At 55.1% G+C, this 22004-nt stretch carries 18 protein-coding genes; all 18 read right to left on the bottom strand.

Features of this window, described 5'->3' with window-relative positions:
* Positions 1-187 precede the first annotated feature (187 nt).
* The 18 genes from P1S59_04630 to P1S59_04545 all read right to left on the bottom strand — a co-directional run bounded on the left by P1S59_04630 (position 188) and on the right by P1S59_04545 (position 21477).
* Positions 188-1189 carry a bifunctional riboflavin kinase/FAD synthetase gene (locus tag P1S59_04630; GenBank protein MDF1525538.1) on the bottom strand — a complete coding sequence of 334 codons (1002 nt, stop codon included), beginning with the start codon at positions 1187-1189 and terminating at the stop codon, positions 188-190.
* Between the two features lie 509 nt (positions 1190-1698).
* Positions 1699-1959 carry a DUF3343 domain-containing protein gene (locus tag P1S59_04625; protein ID MDF1525537.1) on the bottom strand — a complete coding sequence of 87 codons (261 nt, stop codon included), beginning with the start codon at positions 1957-1959 and terminating at the stop codon, positions 1699-1701.
* Positions 1952-3118 carry an aminotransferase class V-fold PLP-dependent enzyme gene (locus P1S59_04620; GenBank protein MDF1525536.1) on the bottom strand — a complete coding sequence of 389 codons (1167 nt, stop codon included), beginning with the start codon at positions 3116-3118 and terminating at the stop codon, positions 1952-1954. Before P1S59_04620 ends, P1S59_04625 begins: the two co-directional genes overlap by 8 nt.
* Positions 3111-4001, bottom strand: coding sequence for an SPASM domain-containing protein (locus P1S59_04615; protein ID MDF1525535.1), 891 nt, complete (start codon positions 3999-4001; stop codon positions 3111-3113). Before P1S59_04615 ends, P1S59_04620 begins: the two co-directional genes overlap by 8 nt.
* 97 nt (positions 4002-4098) lie before the next feature.
* Positions 4099-5106, bottom strand: coding sequence for a GeoRSP system radical SAM/SPASM protein (locus P1S59_04610; GenBank protein ID MDF1525534.1), 1008 nt, complete (start codon positions 5104-5106; stop codon positions 4099-4101).
* Positions 5096-5428, bottom strand: a complete 333-nt coding sequence (locus P1S59_04605) for a PqqD family peptide modification chaperone (protein MDF1525533.1) — start codon at positions 5426-5428, stop codon at positions 5096-5098. Before P1S59_04605 ends, P1S59_04610 begins: the two co-directional genes overlap by 11 nt.
* 544 nt (positions 5429-5972) lie before the next feature.
* Positions 5973-7025 carry a YedE family putative selenium transporter gene (gene yedE, locus P1S59_04600; protein ID MDF1525532.1) on the bottom strand — a complete coding sequence of 351 codons (1053 nt, stop codon included), beginning with the start codon at positions 7023-7025 and terminating at the stop codon, positions 5973-5975.
* A complete protein-coding gene (locus P1S59_04595) occupies positions 7022-7549 on the bottom strand; it encodes a hypothetical protein (protein ID MDF1525531.1) in 528 nt (175 codons plus the stop codon). Before P1S59_04595 ends, yedE begins: the two co-directional genes overlap by 4 nt.
* 82 nt (positions 7550-7631) lie before the next feature.
* A complete protein-coding gene (locus P1S59_04590; GenBank protein MDF1525530.1) occupies positions 7632-8564 on the bottom strand; it encodes a phosphate/phosphite/phosphonate ABC transporter substrate-binding protein in 933 nt (310 codons plus the stop codon).
* 124 nt (positions 8565-8688) lie between these two features.
* On the bottom strand, positions 8689-9255 hold the full coding sequence (locus P1S59_04585) for a hypothetical protein (protein ID MDF1525529.1): 567 nt from the start codon (positions 9253-9255) through the stop codon (positions 8689-8691).
* Positions 9243-10793, bottom strand: a complete 1551-nt coding sequence (locus P1S59_04580) for a 4Fe-4S binding protein (protein ID MDF1525528.1) — start codon at positions 10791-10793, stop codon at positions 9243-9245. The genes P1S59_04585 and P1S59_04580 overlap by 13 nt, the downstream gene beginning before the upstream one ends.
* Positions 10794-11434: 641 nt before the next feature.
* Positions 11435-12325 (bottom strand): HEAT repeat domain-containing protein, encoded by an 891-nt coding sequence (locus P1S59_04575; protein MDF1525527.1) that lies wholly within the window; start codon positions 12323-12325, stop codon positions 11435-11437.
* 503 nt (positions 12326-12828) lie between these two features.
* Complete coding sequence (locus P1S59_04570) at positions 12829-13620, bottom strand: carboxypeptidase-like regulatory domain-containing protein (protein MDF1525526.1); 792 nt, start codon at positions 13618-13620, stop codon at positions 12829-12831.
* Complete coding sequence (locus tag P1S59_04565) at positions 13601-14665, bottom strand: ethylbenzene dehydrogenase-related protein (GenBank protein MDF1525525.1); 1065 nt, start codon at positions 14663-14665, stop codon at positions 13601-13603. Before P1S59_04565 ends, P1S59_04570 begins: the two co-directional genes overlap by 20 nt.
* A 189-nt stretch (positions 14666-14854) precedes the next feature.
* Positions 14855-16213: a sigma-54 dependent transcriptional regulator gene (locus P1S59_04560; protein MDF1525524.1), complete on the bottom strand. Its 1359-nt coding sequence runs from the start codon at positions 16211-16213 to the stop codon at positions 14855-14857.
* On the bottom strand, positions 16206-17834 hold the full coding sequence (locus tag P1S59_04555; GenBank protein ID MDF1525523.1) for an ATP-binding protein: 1629 nt from the start codon (positions 17832-17834) through the stop codon (positions 16206-16208). The genes P1S59_04560 and P1S59_04555 overlap by 8 nt, the downstream gene beginning before the upstream one ends.
* 490 nt (positions 17835-18324) lie before the next feature.
* On the bottom strand, positions 18325-19581 hold the full coding sequence (locus P1S59_04550) for a cytochrome c biogenesis protein ResB (protein ID MDF1525522.1): 1257 nt from the start codon (positions 19579-19581) through the stop codon (positions 18325-18327).
* Positions 19582-19947: 366 nt separating this feature from the next.
* Positions 19948-21477, bottom strand: coding sequence for a 4Fe-4S binding protein (locus P1S59_04545; protein ID MDF1525521.1), 1530 nt, complete (start codon positions 21475-21477; stop codon positions 19948-19950).
* Between the last annotated feature and the right edge of the window lie 527 nt (positions 21478-22004).

The following is a 22004-nucleotide window of genomic DNA, read 5'->3' as shown; positions in this document are numbered from 1 at the left end:
GGAAACGAAACTAGGTCATGGTCGAGATCCAAGTCTTCGTCTTAGTCCTGGTCAAAACAACCGGAGGAGGAATAAGGAAGGAGGAAGGTGAGATTAAAATCACCTGTCCTTCCTTCATCCTTCATCCTTCTCAAAGTCAAGGTCCAGGACCAAAGCTTTCCCTCTCCCTCATTCTTTCCCATACAGTTCAAAGCGGTATCTCATCAAGCTCATGGATACTGTACAGATCCCTGGACTTTTCCACATCAAGAGCTATCTGGTCCACAAGGTCACCCGCACTGCTATAGGAACGCTGCTCCCGCAGCCTGTCATAAAAAGCGATGGTAACAGTACCACCGTAAAGATCTTCCTCCCAGCCGATGAGGTGGGCTTCCACAGAAAAGGAACCTTTCTCGAATGTGGGCGAAGAACCAATGCTTATGGCAGCCGGCCCCATTATACGCTCTGTGGCCTTGCCGAACTTTTCACTGCCCGAGCCCACCTCCCCGGAACTGCCAGCCGTTTGGTAGCCTCCGGCATAGACCCCTTCTTCAGGAACCAGGATCTGGTGACAGTCAAGGTTGACGGTGGGAAAACCCAGGTTTCGTCCCCTGCCTTCACCGCTCACAACCGTACCGCGGACAAAGTGGGGTCTTCCCAGAAGCGTCCTGGCCGCAGCAACATCACCAGCGGAAAGGGCTCCACGGATCCGGGTGCTGCTCACCGGAAGATCATCCACCATAAAGGGGTCCACCGCATCGACTTCAAAACCCTGCAGAATCCCAAGGGAACTCAGCATGGGCATATCACCTTCTCGACGATGGCCGAAACGCCAGTTCTCTCCGGCGACCACCGCCCTTATCCCCAATCGGTTCACAAGAACATCCTCCACAAACTTTCCGGGGGACAGAGTCGCCATCTGTGGATCGAAATCGAGGATAAAGGCTGTATCGAAACCAAAGCTCTCAGCGATAAGCAGCCTGTCGCGGACCGTCATGAGCGACTCGGGAGTTTCATCCGGCCTGATGACCGAAGCGGGATGCCTGGAAAAGGTAAGGAGTACCGCCTTTAGCCCCTCATCCCGCGCTCGCCTGACAGCGGTATTGAAGATCAGTTGGTGCCCCCTGTGGACGCCGTCAAAGTTACCCACTGCCAGAACACAGCCATCCAACGGATCATAGGCGGCATCAATATCGCTGTAGATTTTCAACTTTTGTCTCCCTATCTGAAAATCAGTGCCTGATTTTCAGATCAAAATTTAAAGAACTCAACCTTTTTTCACCACCCGTTTGTCACTCACTTCAGAATGTGATTCACTAGACACTGAGGACACCCTTCGGCCCTTCGACTAAGCTCAGGGCAGGCAGGGTAACACAGGGTAGATCGGGAACACCTTCCCTCGCCTGGACTTCCTCTGTGAAACCCTGCTTGTCAGCCGTAGCTTTAGCGAAGGTTGGTCCCTGCCTGTCCTGAGTCACGCCGGAGGCGTGATCGAAGGGCGCGAGGCAGCCCTTGCCGCTTTTACAGGAACCGCGCTTTCCCGAGATTCAGACTTTCTCTGTGTCCTCAATAACTCAGTGGTAAAAAAAGATCGCATTTATAGCAACCGTTGCTTATCCCAAGATAAGATTTTCTCTGCGTAACTCTGCGATGGTTCCTTGTGATAACCTCTGCGCAACTCTGCGTTAAAGCTTTTGTCGCCTTTACAGAAACCGTTGTTTAATCCAATTCCAGGACACATTCCCACTCCCCCTCAACCTCCTTCAAAAACCGAACCGGTAAAAGCCCATCTGAAGTGAGCGTTTCCCTGCAGGTGTCAAAGGAATCGGAATCGATGCGGATGGCAAGACCACAGTCGCTGGAGATCCTTCTGGGCTTCATGATGGTCCGGTGCTCGATACCGGCTTTTTCCAGGGATTTTTCCGCCGAGAGGGTCAGATGCGTTGTCGGAAAAACGATGACCATTCCCAACTCAGGCACCTCTCACCTCCCGGATCTTTCTGACCCCGTCAATGAGCGCCTCTATATCACCCTCGGTAGTGAAGAGACCGGGGCTGACCCTCACCGTCCCTTCCGGAAAACTCCCTATGGTCCGGTGGGACATGGGGGAACAGTGAAGACCAACCCGCACCTGGATCCCCATCGCCTCCTCCAGGAAACTGCCCACCTCGGCTGGATCCATACCCTCAAGACGAAAGGATACCACCGCCATCTGCAGCCTGGAATCGCATGGACCGAAGAGGGTGACTCCCGGTATTTCCCTTAACCCGCTGATGAGGAGATCAAAGAGCGCTGTTTCGTGACGCCTGATCTGCTCTAACCCCTTTTCCCTTATAAAACTCACCGCCTCACCGAGGGCGGCAATACCGGGGATGTTTGGAGTTCCGCTCTCATACCGATCGGGGAGCAGGTCAGGCTGACGACGGAGGGTGGACTGGCCCCCCGTTCCGCCCTCGAAGATCGGGTCCAGAACAAGATCCGGAGCCAGATACAAAAACCCTGTTCCGGAGGGTCCGTACAGGGCCTTGTGTCCAGGGACTGCCAGCATATCGATCCCCCACGCCTGAACATCTATAGGGAAGACTCCCGCTGTCTGGGCTGCGTCAACGAGGAGACGGGGCCTGCCCTCTCCCTTGGATCGGAGGCCAGCACTTACTTCCTGCACCGGCTGGATCGTGCCGGTGACGTTGGAGGCGTGGGTGAGGATCACCAGTGCCGTTTCGGGCCTTAGGGCATCCAGCACAGAGGCTGATGTCACAACCCCTTCCCTATCCCCCTCCACCCGGGTCACTGAAATACCCCGATCATCCTCCATGCGGGCAAGGGGACGGGACACCGAGTTGTGGTCCATTGATGTGGTAACCACATGATCCCCGGGGGCGAGAAAACCTGAAATAGCAAGGTTAAGGGCAGCAGTGGCGTTGCAGGTGAAGATGATCCTCGAACTGTCACCGGCACCCACAAAGTCCGCCACAGCTTCCCTGGCCTCGAAAATGACCCGCTCGCTCCGGACACCAGCGCTTCCCCTGCCCGGTGTAGCGAGGAGTTCGGTGGCTGCCCAAACCAGTTTTTGTATGACACGTTCCGGTTTCGGCCAGCTCGTAGCAGCGTTGTTAAGGTAGATGACCGGTTCACTCATAATGCTCTTCCATATCCTCTAACCCATCCGTGGGGCAAAGAGGATCGGGGGCCCCATAGTGCCCCATAAGGTGATAGACAGCCCCTCTGCAGCCTCCCTTGCAGCGAACAAGATCAGGGCAGGCCGAACAAAAACCGGGTATGGAATCGACATCCCTGCGGATACGGTCCCTTAATGGCGAGGCCCACACGGCATCCAGCTTTTCCCGGTTAAGATCCCCCATAGGGACCATCAGCGTTTCGCAGGGGTAAACCCTGCCCTCACGGTCGATGAAGGCCATGGAGTTTGCTGCCTCACAGCCCTGTGGTTCGACGCCCTCAAGACCGAGAGCTTCGGTGAGTATGAAATCGTGAACCCTGACCTGGCCTGTCCGCAGCACTTTTGAAAAAGCCATCAGCTCAGACAGGACTTCCCCGGAAAGCTCCCCGATATCGGGAAATGCCCGGGAACCTTCGCTGGTGATAACACCGGCCGGTCGGTTTGGCAAGGTGAGCCCGCACCCGGCAGTTTCCACAATTTCAAGGATGGAAATCAGATCCTGCATCTTTCCCCTTCGGGGAAACCAGCGAAAAGCTGCCTCATCCGGCGGCAAACCCAAAAATGAGGCGTCCGCGAGGTATTTGGCATCACCGGGCCCTTCGATAGGGAACTCCCACCGCTGGGCGATCCCGGCAATGACATCCCGGCGAGGACTCCTCCATCCCCGGTACACGATGACCAGGGAGGTCCCTTCCCACGGCAGATCCAGAGCAGACAGCTGGCCGATCCGCTCGACCTCGAGGGTAACCGCAAGGGGACAGCATCCACGGATGGACTCCAACAGATCTTTGCTGACCGGATCACCGAGCTGCCAGTGGATACGCCAGGGTAAATCGAAATGCATCAAAAGCCACCTCGTAGGTGCGTACGTGCGTAGAGCGTATGTGAGTGGTTGTTCGCACCCACGCATGCACGCTTCACGCATACACGGACCATGATCATTACTCTTCCTCCACCCAACAATGCGGATCGGGGCTGTCGAAGCTTCCGGTGAGGGCAAAGGCGCGAGCCGAGCAGCCCCCCAGGCAATCTTCGTAACTGTCGCACCCCGAACACTTGCCGGTGGCTGTTTTGGATCTCATCCGGTCAAGAACAGGGGAATCGAACCATATTCTGTCAAAGTCGTCCTTCAGGATATTGCCGATGGTAACCGGGATGAAGCCGCAGGGCGTGATCCCCCCGTCCGGCTCAATGTGAAGGCTGAGTTTGCCGCAGGTGCTGCCCTTTACAGCAGTGTCATGGCTATAGCCGGGCAGAGAGGCCATGATGGGATCGTCGAAGGAAATAATGAGATCGGAAAGCCCCTCCCGGACATTAAGCGCTTCGGTATAAAAAGCACTCCACTGGTCGGGCCTAAGGTCCAGGTCTCCCATGTTCACCTGCCCCATACCGGAACACTTGTAGTTGTGGAGGTACAGGGTACGGACCCCGTGATCTCGGCAAAGATCGATCATGCCCTGCCAGTTGTGCAGGTTCTCCTGGTTGATCACGCACGATACGGTACTTCTGACACCGGCCTTTTCAAGATTATCCAGCCCCCTGATCGCCCGGTCATAACTCCCTTCCTTATTCCTGAAACGGTCGTGGGACTTTGGGTCCGGGCTGTCGATACTGATCCCAACGCTGTGAAAACCCGCATGGGCGATCCGTGCGGCAGTGGTTGGGTCCAGAAGCCATCCGTTGGTGTTCATGGTGACCTTAAGCCCCTGTGAGACCGCATAAGCGGTGATATCGTAAAGGTCATCGAGGAGAAGAGGTTCACCACCGCCGAAGTTGATGAAGACAACGCCCTTTTCCGACAGCAGGTCCACCACATTCCTGATGTCGGCAGGTGTTAACAGCACCGTTTCCAGTTCCCGGCTGTAACAGTGGGAACAAGTGAAGTTGCACTGGTAGGAAAGGGACCAGTTGACGGTGAGGGGCGCTGAAAGGAGTTCGCTATTTTTCATCAATGAGGCCCTTTTGGATCATCTCATCCACAAAGGTTTCGGCATCCTCTTTCAAGGTGCTCTCATCCACTTCAAATAATTCCAGAAGATGCGCCACCAGTCCATCCCGGTCCAAAGTTCCGTCACACAGTTTCCAGATCTCCCCCCCGAGAAGGTTGAGCTGATGCATTACCCCGCCAGCCAGGATGGTCACTGTTCCCACCTCCAGAGCCTCAGCATCCTCACCCTCCCGCAGAGGATCCTCCAGGACCTCCCGTACGTGGGCCTCCCTGTGGGACTCCACTCTCCAGTTGACGTCGGGGTTGCGATGTAACTTTTTCATCAGAAATCCTCCTGAAAAATAATAATCTCAGATTTCAAATCTCAAATGCTCGCTTCAGGTTCCTGCGTCACCGTCTCTAAGTGTCTAAGTAACTAAGTACCTATATACCTGGACACCTCGATACCTCGCTACTTCGATACAGCCTTTCCCCCTTACGCCCACTCTCCCACTCGCCCCCTCTGGTTCTTTCTCCGTTTCACCGTTTCACCCCATTCCCCGTTTCGCCTGCTTCCTGCTTCCTGCGTTCTGCATTCTGTATTTCCGCCCTTCGCCCTGTCTTTTTCCTTGCCCTGTCGCTCGTCACTCCGGCCCGGCCTGCCTTTGAATGCTTTGGTCGAGGTTCCCGAAGTCCAATCGCAATTGCTCGCAGCAACGTCGCTTAAAAAACGAAGACGGGTCATAACAGAGCCACTGGATTCCGGACAATCACTCAATGAGGCAGGTGATTTCCGGAATGACGAAGAGAACCCCGCTCTTACGCCCTTTCGGCAAGTCGCCCCCTCGCCCAGGCGGATGCTCTCTCCTGGCTCCTGGCTCCTGAGTACTATGCTTTCCTATAAAACCTCACGATCCCGAAACAAAACGCCAGCCCCAGCAGCACAGCCGCCTTGCCGAAAGGGGTGGGACCGGCCGAGGTGCTGACGATACCCCACTGATGGACAAGTCCTCCCCCGACGATCATTCCCAGAACAGCCAGAGACGCATCTGCGGAACCCTCCCCGGAAAGGACCAACTGCCTGAAGGGACATCCACCGGCCAGGACCGATGCGAATCCAACCAGCCCCATGCTCAAAAAATTCCACATGTGGTCCGGGTTGGACCCAGGCTGATCCAGGACACCGAATCTAAAAAGACCGACTGAAACGTTGACCGCCAGGGCCGCCAAAAACAGGACTATCAGCCCTCCCATGAGGCTCATATCTCTTGCAAGGAAAAGGTTTGAAAAGCTCCCTGTCACGCAGAATCTTGACCGCTGGGCCAGAGCGCCAATCAAAACACCAGCACCCAGGGCGATGACGAAGGGAGCTCTCTGAGCCGCCGGGCCGGTGGTGCCGGAAAGGAGAAAACCTCCAGCAGCAAGCCCCAGGAACAGGAGAAAAAGCAGTGGGACCAGGATGCCCTGGTAGGCACCTGCCCCTTGTCTGGGAACCCCCAGGTCCAGGCCCGCCCGGTAATACCGTATTCCCACCCAGACCCCTCCAGCCAGACCGAGTAAACCTCCCACCGCTGTCATATCCCCCGCTCCCAGGCGCAGCATCATCTTGATGGGACAACCCATGAAGACCGACGAACCAACGATGAGGAAAAATCCCAACACAAAAGCCAGGACAGGATAGGCTCCCGACCTGGGGCGCATCTCCCTGCCCAAAAGTGCCGTGAGAAAGGCCCCGGCAACGAAACCAGCAAGTTCAGGTCTGAGGTAGGCCATGCGGAGGTTGTGATGCAAACCCAGGCTCCCGGAAAGGTTCTCCATAAAACAGGAAACACAAATGCCGGAGTTGGCCGGGTTTCCCCACAACGCCAGAGCGGCACCCAGAGCCCCCAGGGACAAACCGCTGCCGATGATCAGGACTGTATCAAAAGACAGTTTCCTCACTCGCAGCCTCCGGCAAGCCTTCGTTTGAGGAAATATGCCGTCTTCAACAAGTTTTTTTCGGCACTGTCAAGATCCTGACTGCTGCGGGCTGCATCCAGCTCACCCATGACTTTCACGCTCAACGCCTGGATCCTCCTTCCGAGAAACAGTTCGGATCCTTCATCCAGGTAATCCGGTTGAAGCCTGACAGCCCGCGCATAGGCAAGGAGGGCCTCACTGTCCTGACCTTCCGCCTCCCAATGACGGGCTGCAAGAGCCCAGACCTCATGACGTCCGGGAAAACTCCCCTTAAGTTCCTGCATGAGAGGTTCCGGGTCGCCGTTGGTGTCAGTAAGCCGACGAGCTTCACCCAGGAGGGTATGGAACCTGACCATATCCTGGTCCGAAACGGTCTGAACCCTCATATCCGACAGGGAGCCCTCAACAGCAGGCACCCTTGCCGAATAGACCAGGGTGATCACCGCCGCCGCGATACATAACACCGCCAGGGCTTCGGTAAGTCTGCTTAGGATTTTTTGGCTCATATCAACATCCAAATAGTTTGTGGCTAGTGGCTGGGATACAATAAATTAAACCGTTCACTGTTCTGATCTGAAGACCGTCAGATCAGAACTCCTGATACGGCGGCATATTCGCCTTTCTTGCCATTTCCCTGACCCTGTCAAAATCTGAATCAGCGATGGGGACAAACCCGTCTACCTGAGCCCGGCCGAGCACAGAAAGAACCTCTTCACCCAAACTGGCCGTATCCTCCGGCAGCAGGTTAAAGAGAAGGGAACGGATCTTGTCGACCCTCTCGGACGGAACTTCAGGACTCACACCGAAAACGCAGTAAGGGATCGGATCGCCCCTGGCGATAACCCTCAGGTCCTCCGGACCTATCCGCCGATCCCTGATCATAAACTCCAGGTCCAGGAGCGGCACTGCAGCTGCATCGTAAACGCCAAGCCAGACACCATATACCACCTTCTCGTGCTTGTAGGCGCCCCATGGAATGGCATAGTATTCGAGATCCAGCTCCGGATCGACACCTGCGTCGATGAGAAGTTCGTACTGGGAAAGAAAGCCTGTTGGAGCCAACTGGGGACCAAACACCATTCGTTTGCCAGCCAGGTCCGCCAGTGTCTTGATGGAGCTGTCGGCCCTGACCACTATCCCCCCGGCACTCTGGTACCCCAGGCTGCCCCTCTTCTCTCCAGCAAGGGGTTCGAGCCCCTTCTCGTGCATGATCACGTAGAGGAGGGAGTTTGAGTGTACTATGTCCAGTTCACCGCGCTCGAAGGCCTCAGGCACCTCGAAGGTGTTCAGGTAGACCGCCTGGAAAGAAATGCCGGATGCTGCCTGGAGGAATTGAGTCAGGGGCTCAAACCGGGCGCGTGTCTCCTCGATACCGTCACAGATCATGTACCCGATGCGCAGCGGTTTAACATCGCTGACAGCAGCCTTCCCGTCTGGAGCTTCAGCCGCAGGCTTGCAGGAAACGAATGCAATGGCCAGAATAAATGGTACCAGATATGCAAGCTTTTTCTCGTATCTCATGTGCTCGCTACCCTCAGGTTTCAGGTTGAATCAAATGCACTGGTGCACTGCGTGTATTCAGCTTTCCGCTAACGACTATCGGCTTACTTCAGGTTTCTTCTGCGTGCTGCGTTCTGGTGGATCTTCACAACAGATCCGCTTCCCTCAACATATCCAGAGCCACACCCCTGACCCCCTCACCCGCCTCGACACGGGCCAGGGCCTTTTCCCAATCGACAGGTTCAAGCCCTTTTGAAAGGGAGTCCAGGTATCGCTCCACCAGGCTGAACTCCAGTTTTTTCCGGGCATCACTGCCTATGATAAAGATGGCTGTCAGGCCCGGAGGGCCAAACTTCCCTTCAAGTTTCAGGACACCCTCCGGCAAAACCCCCGGGGCAGTATCCGGTACAACGGCCATGGGAAACTCCCGGTCCCTGACGGACTCAATACACCGGGTGGGAGATCCTGTTTCCACCAGCTCCGTTTCCCGGCCCATCTGTTCTTCGAAATAGGAGGCGATGACCTGGGCAGCCAGGTGGACCGACCTCTCCCCGGTGTGCCCTATGGGGACAACCTTTCCCATATAATGTCCGTAGGAGGGAACCGCCACCAGGCAGACAGCCGCCGCCAGCGTATACCCCAGCCAATACTTCTGCCAGGATCTCTGCCTAAACCTCTGCCCAGATTTCTGAAAAACTTTTAGAAGAGCCAATTGTACAGGCCTCCGTATACCACCGCCGCCATGACCATCAGTGGGAAAAGCATGGGGATAGCACCCCTGCCCTCGCGCCTGGAGATCTTCGAGTAGGCCCAAAGGGAAAGAACGGTCCCCGATAACAGCAGTGCCAGGGAAATTATCTTCACCGTGCTGATGGGAAGCCAGATCCCCGGCTGAGACATAAGACCGAGTTCCCATATGGCCATGTACGACTTCACTCCAACAGGGTCTGCCATCGCCACAGGCAGGTAGGTCAGCTTCGTGTTGAGCTTGACCAGAGCCAGCACCAGATGGGAGGAGAGGAGTAAAGGCAATATGGTGGGCGCGTACACAGCCGACAACCCCCGAACCGTATCGGCACCCATGATCCTTTCCTCCCCGCCCGGATCATCTGCCCCGGAGGAAATCCCGTTTTCGAACCAGACTTTCAAGGGTGAACCCTCCCGGGAATCCTGTTTCCCCAAGGGGATAACCGACGTATTGTTTGAGCGGCTCCATATAACAAGGGCTGCAGACATCAGAACGACCAGGAGAGGCAGCCCGATACCCAGCCAGAGAAGAAGCACCGGCTTTATGGCCGTTCCCAGGTAAGGGTTCATCCATCGAACCGGGAGGGCCATTAGCTCCTGAAGGGACGGCCAGAACCTGGAAAAGGTGAGAAAAATAAACCCCATAAGTGACGCGACCAATACCGTGTCGGAGAACCTGGGATATCTCTCGGTCCAGAGGGAGGTAAGGGGTTTCCGCCCGAAAAGGGCTACGTTGTCCAGGGGGCAGGCTCTCATACAATTAAGGCACAACAGACACCGGTCTGTTCCGTCCATTTCCCATACCTTGAGATTCACAGGACATGGGTTTTTCCTCATACGAAGAGAGATCTTCAGCCTGCCGAATCCGGCCGTAAACCAACTGACGGCTCCGCGCACACATTCCCGCTCCTCGCAGTCGCGGCAAACCTCATCCTCCCTCACACCGCAGCGCAGGGGGGCAGTCCGGCCGTACAGACCCAGCATACCGCCAATTGGACACAGGTAGGCGCACAGGGATCTCCCGGCAAACAGGATACCCGCAGCCACAGCGATCGCAACCCAGGCCAGAAGGTACCAGGCGGTGATATCCGGATAGTGATGGATCCGAAATAAACCCATCATTAATACAGTTATCATCAGTGCCAACGCCTTGAGGTGCTGGTTTCTGATGAACCGGGGAAAAACCTTTTTCAAACCGAACCTTGATACAAACTCGTTCATGGCACCAACGGGACACACGGAACACCAGGCCCGTCCCACCAGAGGGACCAACAGTACTATCCCCATGAGCCAGAGAACCCAGAACGCCAGGTTCCCCAGATTGGTGTACATCAGGGGGTCGGAGGTATCCACTCCATCTATACCCCGTCTTCCCCATGCAGCAGCGACCATGACCGCCATTACGGCAAGGGCGCCCCACCGCACGACGATCCAGAACCATCCCTGCTTCAGGAAAACCGGGGCCAGGCCTTTCAGTTGTTTTTTTCCGGTACCGTCATGCATATATCAAATGCTCTCTTCGCTACGTTTCGGGTTCCTGCGTCACCGTATCTACGTATCTACGTGTCTAAGTGTCTAAGTGTCTAAGTAAATAAGTGCCTATATACCTGGATACTTCGATACAGCCTTTCCCTGTTATCCCCTTCATCCCTGTTAGAAAAACAAATCTCAAATCTCATCCGCCGTCGCTAACGCCCGCCGACCAGCTATGGCGGACAGGGATCTCAAATCTCAAAAACCCGGGATCGCTTCCGTCTTCGTTATACCTGCGGCATAACTTCGCCGCGACAGGTCACATGGTTAAGTTCCAATCACCCCCACCTCAATCCTCCCCCCTCAATAGGGGGAGGAAGAATTTGGAAGGGAACTTTAATAGGGTTCGCGATGGGCCACCTTAGCTCTGTGTGAAAAAAGATCGCCTTTATAGTAACCGTGCCATAACCGAGACTTAAGGTTTCCTCAGTGTTCTCAGTGAGCTCAGTGGTGAAAAAACATCGCAATTATGGAGACCGCGCCTCAACCAGGGTTCAGGCCTCCCTCTGCGTCCGAAGCCTGTCACGCCAGAGGCGTTACGACCTCTGCGTTTCAAAACAAACCGCTTTTACAGAAACCGTGACTTCATTCTGCGTCCTGCGTGCTGTCGCTCACCGATACAGGTTATAAGGCGGAACCATTTCCCCCTCTTCCCCCATGTAGAGGACCTTGCGTCCGGTGATCGTCTCGAGGGAGCGGGCGGCCCACTCACGCACCACCGTTACTGGGTCCTCAAGGGTTCCGGTGAGTGCAGGAACCGATTTATCATTCTCAAGGCTGCCGAGGGCCTGGGCCGCCTCTCTCCTGACCTGCCACCTGGGATCCAACAACGCTTCGAGCAAGGGTTCAAGGGCCCTCTCGCCTCCGATCCTTCCCAATGCCCACGCAGCTGCATCCCTGTTGGGGCCGCTAATGGAAATGAGGCTATCGACGGCCATCACCGTCTTCAATTCCCCCACAACACGTATGGCTGCCCGCTCACTCCCGGCATCCTTTGCCGCCGACAGGAAAGTGGTGACCGCCGCTCCCGCCTCAGGGCCCATTTTGACGAGGGCGCGGACAGCCGATTTGCGAAGCAGCATATCCTTCGAAGCGAGGATGCGGACAAGGTTCGGCACTGCGGTCAGATCACCGATCTCACCCAACGCCCACGCGGCCGCGTACCTCCTGGTCCCATCTCCCTCCAGGATCCTGATGAGAGCCGGGAGGCTCCCGCTGTCACCCAGGTTCCCCAGGGCTGCGGCGCTGGATTCCACCACTCTGTCATTTGGTGACTCCAGCCCCCTGGCAAGCCAGGGTTCGATGTCGGCTCCGATGTCAATGATCCCCTTGTAGGCCGCAAGCGCGACGTCCTTGTCATCGGATCCCATGGCCTGAACGAGCCGCCACGACGCCTTTTCGTCACCTTCCCTTGCCTTTGGGATGAGTACGGTGACGCTTTCCTGGCCTCCGCAAGCCGTTACCAGAAAGATGAATATTATTGTGGCGGCTCTAAATCTCATATCTCAAATCTCAAATCTCAAAAGTAAACAATCAGTTATCGCGAGCCATATTTTAGTCACCTTCAATATTCTTCTTCCCCCTTGAGGGGGGAAGATCGAGATGGGGGTGGACTCTTTCACCCTCCCCTCAATCCCCTCCCCTCAAGGGAGGGGAAGATTAAGGAAGGATCTACTGTTAGGCAGCGATCCCGAGACTGCCGCGTCGCACTCGCATAACTCGTCGCTCCTCGCAATGACGCCGGCCAGCAGCAGTATCCAAAGTTCCAGGTTTTACAAATCACAGATCTTTCTCCCCCTCGCCCACTCTCCCACTCACCCCCTCCAATTCTTTTTCCGTGTCTCCATTTCACCGTTTCGTTTTTTTGCCCCTCTCCTGCGTTCTACATTCCCTGCCCTGAGCCTGCCGAAGGGTACATTCTACATTCTGATCCCCTAGACACCAGACATTAGAAACTAGACACTGGTTTCCAGGACACATATGATCTGTGATGTCCTGAAAACCACTACCATACCTTCTGAACCATGATCGTGATCCCGGAGGTAAGCTCTCCCCTGCGTACCACAACTCCGGACGGATCCACCGTCCCCTCATCGAAACGCCCGTAAAGATCACCGATCTGCGGTGGTCCGCCGAACCGGTCCCTTGCTGCCAGATAGTAGGTTCCTCCCCTTTTTACCGGCACGAAAAATTTACCATCCGCTCCGGTGCGCTCACTGACATACTTGGGCCTTTCAGACATTTGTATGTGATCGTAAATATGGACCCTGATGCCTTCCACGGCGTTCCCGTCGGCATCCTGCACAACTCCGCTTATTCCTGTGGCATCACCCGAAACCCTTGAAGGGAAGGCTTTTTCGTTGGCCACCTTAAGGCTCGCAGTAAGAGAAAGGGAGACACCCTGAGTCCCTTCAGCAACCTCGAAAGGGATCGGCTCTCCCCTGTAGTCCCCTATCATCACTGGCCCTGCAACCTCTTCAGAAACCCGTTTCCTCACCACGGCAAGGTATTTGCCGGGTTTGAGGGAAAGGGAAAAAGAACCGTCGGGGGAGGTGGGTTCGGATATGACTCGTGCCGGACCGTAGATATCATCACCCTCCCCGTAGATATAGATCCTGGCATCAGCCAGAGGAACGCCCACAGTGCCTGTCACCGGAGCCGGCGTCTCCCTGCCGGCATCATCGCACCCCGCCGCCGCGAACAGGAAAGCTCCCAGCAGTAACGCCAGTAAAAATCCGGGGAAGGAAATGCTGGTAAAAGTTACCGGAGAAAGCGCTTCAGAAATCCATCGGCTCATCAAAATCCCTCCCCTTGTTTTGGATCCGGGTAGCACGCCACAGCACCAGAAATGCGCTATCGGCGGATACGTGATGTTCACTGAAGGTGTTATCGAATAAACTGACGCTGAAAGGCACCCTGCCTCCCGGGGAATAAACCACGTCATCCGGATCGGCTGTGTCCAGGGCTCTTTTCAGTAAAAGGGTCCACATTCCCTTCTCCCACCGGGCTTTGGCTCTTACGTCTCCCTGTCGGCCTATAGGCGTCTCAACAATATAGTAAGGCGCCACGGAACCGTTCACCGTTCCGGGACCCGGGACCTTCGTGGATCGGTTTACCACAGGCAGCACCTGCCCTTCATCCCCGCGCTTGCCTGTTTCATCGATGACCATATCGTCGGCAAGACCAAACGACCCCGTAACCGAAGCCCTCCAACGCCAGAGGTCCAACACTTGTCCTTCTGAGGATTTCATCCCCATTCTCATCTTTGTACCGCCGTCGTAAACATCCACCTCCATCATATGGCATGCATACTGGCAGCGGAAAGGACCCTCTCCACTCCCGGATCCGCCAGATCTACCCATAGATCCCCCTGCCGGCTCCCCCGATAACTCCCATAATATGGCAATACCGTCGTCCGCACCGGGCCTTGCGATCCAACCTTCCGGCCCCAATTCCCAGGTTCCAAGCTCGCGATCCTGCGTCCTGTCCGGCCACTTCATGAGCACAAACAGCTCTTCCCGGTTGTAGACTGCCTGGATCCTCACTTTGACAGGATCCGAAGTGGAAGGTCCGTGATGACACTCCGGAGTCGATCTGTGAGATGTTTCCATGTCCAGTGCGACGATCTCTTCGGGGATATTTACGTTCCCCATCCAAACCACCAGATCAAGGGGCACTGCCTTTTCCCATTCCTCCGGCCCCGGCTCACCGTCAACAGGCTGGGCCACAAGGGTGTCTCCATTAAAGGGGCTCGAACAGTTGCAATACAGCACTGCGGCCAGCAGCAAAGCCGGTATTGTCAATAATACGGTTTTCATCATAGTGTTAAGAGCAATGTTCATACCAAAATAGTAATCTCAAATCTCAGATCTCAGATCTCAAAGACAGTTGATCCAAAGTATAAGTTCCAAAATCCAAGTTCCAAAATCCAGGAAGACGGTTGTTTCTCATGTAAGATGACTCCGTATGTCCTTGATTTTCTTCTGCATTCTGCGTTCTGCGTCCTGCGTCCTGTCCTCATTTATGAGGACTTACACGAGTCCATATTTCCCCATTTTGTACCGCAAAGTGGTTCTCTTGATCCCCAGTTCTCCCGCTGTTTTTGTCTGGCTGTCCCGGTTTTTATCCAGGGTCCTGACAAGGATCTGTCTCTCCATGGCTTCCAGGATCTGGGTCAAGGTCTGCCCCTTTGCAGGGGCTGCCTCAAGGTCCCTGTCCCGGCCCCTGACCTCTTCCGGCAGATCCCGGAGAGTTACAGAGCTTCCCTTGCAAAGAACAACTGCCCTCTCCATGACATTTTCCAGTTCACGGACATTCCCTCCCCAATTGTAGGTACGAAGCGCTATCAGGACATCCCCCGGCAGATCGTCAAGTTTTTTGTTCATCTGGACACTATATTTTTCCAAAAAATGCCGGGCAAGATGCTCTATATCCTCCCTTCGGTCCCTCAAGGGGGGAACCGTAATGTGGACCACATTAATTCTGTAAAAAAGGTCCTCCCTGAAGGCACCTGACCGGACCATGGCCTTCAGGTCCCTATTGGTAGCGGCAATGATCCTCGCGTTGCTTTTCAAAACAACAGATCCCCCGACCCTTTCGAACTCCTGGTTTTGAAGAAAGCGAAGAAGCTTTACCTGAGCCTGGGGCGGAAGTTCCCCTATCTCATCGATGAACAGGGAACCTCTGTCAGCGAGCTCAAACCTTCCCTTGCGGGTGGTTATGGCCCCGGAAAAAGCTCCCCTCTCATGCCCAAACAGCTCGCTCTCCAGGATCCCTTCAGACAGGGCGCCGCAGTTGACGACGACGAAAGGTTTATCCTTTCGGTCGCTGTGATCGTGGATCGCCCTTGCTACAAGCTCTTTGCCTGTTCCGCTTTCACCTTCTATGAGAACGGTGGCCCTGGAAGGGGCGACACTCACCGCCATGTCCACCACATCCCGAATCCTGTCAGACACACCAATGATACCCTCCGGGTCGTATTGGTTCTTTATTTCGGCCAGGAGCAGATCTCTCTGAACCAGGAGCCTCTGACCCTCAAAGACCTTGCCCACCACGATCTTGAGCTCATCCATGGCAAAAGGCTTGGTTATGTAATCGTGGGCCCCCAGTTTCATGGCCTCCACAGCCGTTTCAACTGTGGCATAAGCGGTTATCATCAGGACCGGCACATGGGGACTGTTTTTTCTTAAATGCTTGAGGAGTTCGATCCCGTCCATTCCGGGCATATCGATGTCAGCGATGACCAGATCCCAATCCTCTTTGGCAAAGGCCTGAAGGGCTTCGTTTCCATCGGCGCATGCTGCGGCCGCGTAGCCCTCCTTCTCCATAACCCGGGTGAGCAGGCTCCGCATCCCTGGTTCATCGTCTACAACCAGCACTTTCTCACTCATTTTCTGGCTCCTCGATCACTCCATCGTAAGGTTCCCCGGTCCGGGGCAGCCATATCTCAAAAACGCCTGTTGGACCGGACAGCGCCTTTATCCGTCCCCCCATCTCCTCCACCAGCTTTCGACAGATGGAAAGACCGAGGCCGGTGCCTTCTCCCCGACGCTTGGTGGTGTAGAAGGGATCAAAGATCCGCTCCTCTCCTCCCAGGGGCACACCTTCTCCGGAATCTTCGAAATGGATCAGATAGCCGTCCTCAGCGGATCCAATGGTTTTCTGGAGACTCACTGTGATCACTCCCTCATCCCCCATCGCCTGGGCAGCGTTCAAAGCGAGGTTGACCAGGACCTGCCTCATGGAATCCGGATCAACATTGACGACTGTGTCCCGATCCTCCAGTTCCAGGTTCCAACTGATCCTTTTGAAGAGACGCTGGTCCTCCAGGTGCTTGACCAGATCGACGATCAGGGCCTTCAGATCCAGATCTTGGGCAACACCAATACTCGGGCGGGAAAAATCCAGAAGGCCGGCGATGATCCTTTTGCAGCGCTTGGCCTCCTCCCTCACAACAACAGCATATTCGTGGAGTTGACTTCCCGGATCGCTCTCCTCCATGGTCAGCTCCGCGTACCCGAGGATGACGCCAACAGGGTTATCCAGTTCGTGGCTGACCCCGGCTGAGAGCTGCCCAAGGGCTGCCAGCCTCTCGGAGCGCACCAGTTGAGCCTGAAGTTCCTTAAGCTTACTGTTTGCCTCCCGAAGTTCTCTGTTTGCTTCCTCTATATCCCGGCGGTGTTGGGCTAGAGACTCCAGCATCTGGTTGAACTGCCGGGACAGCTCCTCGATCTCATCCCCGGTGGTCAACCGGATCCGATGTTCCAGATCACCCTCAGCGATGCGGCGCGCCGAGGCTGAAAGGAGTGAGACAGGGCGGGTGAGGGCCCGGGACAGGTAGACTGAAAGCCCGGCTACCAGGAGCATGAGAACCAGGGCCACCAGGATCACTCGCTGGACAAGGTTGTCCGTCTTGGCCTCCAGGGAGGTGTAGGCATAAAGGTATCTGATGGCGATGGGTCGAGATCCTCCAAAACCCGTGACAGGTGCGAGGACATCCAGGTAACGCTGTCCGCCTGCTTTGAAGGTTCGAGCCATGGGATGGGAACTCCCTATCACAGCCTGGACAGCTTTGTCCTTTCCCTCATACCAGGCGCCTGCTGAAAACGGTTCCGATATCGGCTCTGATATTTGCCCTGGGGTTGGCTCAATCCCTGGGCCGGGAGCTGCACCAGGAGCAACCTTAGTCCCGTCTTGCATATGGGGAGTGGAGAAAAGCACCCGGCCGCTCTCTGTGAGGATCTGAACGCCGATGAGGTCCTGATTGCTTCTCGTCAGGTTATGGATCGCCGCGGTCACCTCTGGATCCGCCCCTCCGGAGAAACGGCCCCCGAAGGTTCGCAGAACATCCAGGCTCGTGTAACGGGAGTAAGAGGTGTTGCGGGTGAGGAACTCCTGTTCCCACAGATGGGCCGCTGTACGGACCGTGGCAAGAGCCGTCAATGAAACGGAAGTGACAGCCAGAACCACGGAGTACAGGAAGATCTTCCTCGGCCAGCTAAATTTAAACACTTTGATAACCCCGCAAACTCATTTATTCCACCACCCGTTCGTCACTTACTAAAAGAAGTGACTCACCAGGACACTGAGGAAACCAATAATAGTGAGACCATCCCCCGTGAAACCCTGCCTGCCCTGAGCAAGTGAAGCGCGCCGAAGGGTGATGCAGCCTTCATGTGGCTGCGCTGTGGTAAATTAGCTTTCATCGCTTTTATAGAAATGGTTTCATACCTTCAGATTAGGCTTCTCTCAATGTCCTCATTTTCCTCTGTGGTGAAAAACACCGCCTTTATGGTAACCAGGCCTTAAACCCGATTTAGCCTTTCTCAGGTATTCCTCTGCGGTGCAGCCTGGGAATGGCTGCGCTGCGTACCCTGCGGTAAAAAAAATCGCTTTTATTGCAGCTGCGCCTTTCCCAGGGTATAAAGCCTTCTCAGAATTTCTCAGATTTTCTCCGTGGTAAAAACATCGCCTTTGTAGTAACCACGCCCTAACTCAAGTTTTAAGCTTTTCTTAAATTTTCCCCTTGCACAATAACGTTATCTTGCAGATGTTTGACGATCTCATCCCTGTTTTCCCTCGAAGAGACATGGACTCTGAGATGTCCCCCTTCCCGTACCACTACCGCGCAGCTGTGTCGGACAAAAAAAGCCCCGGTCACACATATCAGAAAGAGGACGCACCCCGCCCATACTCCGGCCTGTCCAGGGTCTTTTACAAACTGAAAACCCACGTAGGATAACCCGAACTTGTCCTGGCCGTAATCGGTGAGGTAGATGCGGATCCCGTCGCTAACCATCGGGTGGTTGATCGAGATCTCCCCGGAGCGATCACTGGCATTCCTGTACGACAGGGTGACCCTGGCAAGGACCTGGCGCTCAGGCCAGGTAGCGTAGGACACCGGAACAAGGGAAAACCCGCTGTTCCCTATCTCCTGATCTCTCCTTATCTCGGTACGGGATCCGTCAGCATGGGTCCAGGTGGCCAGAAAATCCTTCCTGTCGGTATCGAAGTTTTCAAGCCTCATACGCCCTCTGACCCCCGGCACCTTAAAGGTTCCACCCTCGTGGGTGACGATCACCATGCCCTTTTTCTGCGTTGCAAGTTCCAGGACCCCCAGCCGAACACCCACCGGGTTGGGCTGCAGGTTGAAGTCATCAGCTCGTAATTCAAAAGGCAACGGCTTGTCGCCTCCAACTTTCCAGTTAAAGGCGGTGCTGATGCTGTCACCTACAAAAACACGCTGGGTGGCTACAAAACCGGCAGCGGAACCGAAAATAGAAAAAGCCATGATGATCAGGATACTCCCGTGGGTCATCAGGGTGAAAAGGTAACTCCAGCCCCCCCTGGAAAATATCCGGCCCCCACTCTTCCTTCTTGAGCGAAAACCGAGGGAGTGAAGCGCTGTGACGGTTCGGATCTCCGATTCATCCGAGTCAGGCAGATCGAGGACAGCTTCCCTTCCCATGGCAGCCTTGCCGGAAAGGGATGACAGCATTCCGGGAACGCGATTGACCATGCAGGCGAGCAGATTTGCAGACAGGATAGCCAGCAGGGCAGTGAACCAGACGGAGTGATAAAAATCGGTGAGCCCCAGGGTGACGGCCATCCTGGTCCCGGTGGTACCCACCAGCTTCTCCCAGACTTCCATATCCCCTCCCTGGGGCAGGAAGGTGCCGAAAGCGGACGCACCTGCAGTGAGGAGCAGGATGGTGAGAGTAAGTTTGATAGAGCCGAGACGATTGAGGACTGTCCGCAAAAGAGGTTACCTTTCAGAGGCTGGAGTCAGGTACAGGGAATAAGGAATATGGAATAGGGTATAGGGAAGAAAACAACGGTTTGCCTGTATTCCACCTACCACCTTCCACCTTCCACTCTCCCTTCATTTAGTCATTTTTCTGTCACACACCTTTGAGTGACAATAATTTGTCATCAATATGCAAAAAAATATAACCCAAACTGTATTACTGAGAAAAAACTGTCAAGGTTACAGAAAGGCAGTGAAGAGTGAACTGTGAACGGTGAAGAGTTGAATCAAAACCTGCTTTACGGGCATTTATGGTATGCAGCTCTTCCTATTCACTCTTCACAATTCACAGTTCACTGGACAGATCGAAGCCCTTACCTATGGCTTCGATCTGTCCTCTCCATCCCTCACAATAATTATGGCCGAATCGCTCTCGAGGGGGCACCTGGTCTCGCAGATACCGCAACCGATGCACAGGTGTTCAATAACCCTTGGCTGTTTGAGAACCACAGGTCCAGCTTGCCCCGGCACTGTAACGTCGTCAAATACAATAGCCTTCTCCGGAGTGGGACAGTGCTCCTCACAAACCAGGCACTGTTCCGGCCTTATGAAGGGGATACACCGGTCCCTGTCGATAACGGCAGTTCCAATGGTGACCTTTCTCTTGGTGACTGTATCCAGATGGGCAATGGCGCCGGTGGGACACACCTGACCGCACAAAGTACACGAGTATTCACAGTACCCTATCCTGGAGATGAGCCGCGGTGTCCACATCCCTTCAACCCCTGCCTCGAACAGGGTGGGCTGAAGCCCGTTGGTCAGGCACACACGCATGCACTCACCACACCGAAGGCACAACCCCAGAAACCGGTCTTCCGATACAGCTCCGGGTGGGCGAATGAGGGTAGCTGGAAGTGAGTCCGGACGAGCGCTGCGCCCCATGGCCAGGGGAAGAAAGACACCGGCACCCGCCGTCCCCAGGAAGGCTCTGCGCGTAAGAGGCAAAAACGGTCCGGGATGATCAAGAGTGCTGGAGGAGGCTCGGTGGCCGATGAGATGGTCACCGCACGAATCCACACAGTTGTAACACAAGATGCAGTCCCGTTTCCTGATGGACTGCTTGTTCTCACCCTCGATGGCCCCCATGCGGCAGGTTGTGGGGCAGTTTCCGCAGGCCGTGCACCCGGAGCGGTTAATGTTCAGACCGAGGGGGTTTCTCGACGAAACGATCCCCAGGAGAGCACCCAGGGGGCAGAGGTTCCGACACCAGAACCTGCGCTCCACCAGTTCCAGGAATATTATGGTCAGAAAAAGGCCCAGGAAAAGGGCCGTGTAGCGAAACATGGGCATTTTGAATGAGAGGAAATGGTCGCTCAGAAAACCGTAGACAGGTTCGGTCACTGCGCTCACAGGGCCGCCCACCCGCCACGCAGTGTCGAAAACCAGGTGGATCGTTTTTTCCAGAGGGTGCACAACCCCCATGGCCAGACTGCGGATGAGCAGGGACAGGGGATCCAGAACCCCTGAAAGATTCACCGCGAAGAGGGACGAGATGAGCACAACAAGGAGAACAACATCCTTGGTGAGGTAGAACCTGCCGGCCGGCCGGGGAGCCAGCTGACGGCTCTTGCGGCCGAAAAGGTCCAGGCACCCTCCCATGGGGCATATCCATCCGCAGAATACACGCCCGAAAAGAGCGGTTACAGGCAGAAGGATGAGGATGGGCCAGAAGAACCCGAGGAACTTCCTTCCAGCCGCCATGGCTGTGATACCGGCAAGGGGATCGATGGTGAAGAAGGCGTTTACGGGCCAGGAGATGACATCCTCCCCCATGTACCTCGTGTTGAGGAAAAGGAGGAGAAAGAGGATACCGAACACCCACTGGGAGATGATGCGAAAGCTTCTCATCCCGGAACTGTGCCGGAGCTTTTCGACACGGTTCTTAATATTTTTCGGGGGAAACAATTTTTTCATTTTTTAAAAGAGACCAAAAAACATTTTTTCTCGCTCGTTCGTTACGCTTGAAGCACGACTCACTAGAGACGCCCTTCGACGCGTTTCACTTGCTCCCCTCGACAAGCTCGGGGCAGGCAGGGCAGGCGATCTGACGCTCAATCCCCCGCGATGACAAAAGCGGCTGGATTCCGGCTCCTCGTTTTTCTCGGTCCGGAATGACAATCCTTTAGATTGTTTTCAGTTTTTCTCCGCCTGTCTCCCCTTTTCTCCGTGGTTATTAAATATCGCATTTATTACCATCACGCTTTAACCTAGACTTAGCTCTTCTCTGCGCCCTCAATAACTTCTATGAGTAGGCCGGTCCTGTCAACGGGAAACTGGTCTATTGCCGACATCGGAAGCCCTTGCTTACACCCTGCTTCTATTCGCACTGTTTGTGGGCATCTTTGGCCCTGTGCATTCTGGGGTACGGAATGAGG

Source organism: bacterium (genome assembly GCA_029210965.1).
Lineage (GTDB): Bacteria > BMS3Abin14 > BMS3Abin14 > BMS3Abin14 > BMS3Abin14 > JALHUC01.
Note: the sequence above shows the minus strand (reverse complement) of the source record. Positions and strands in the feature narration are given on the sequence as shown.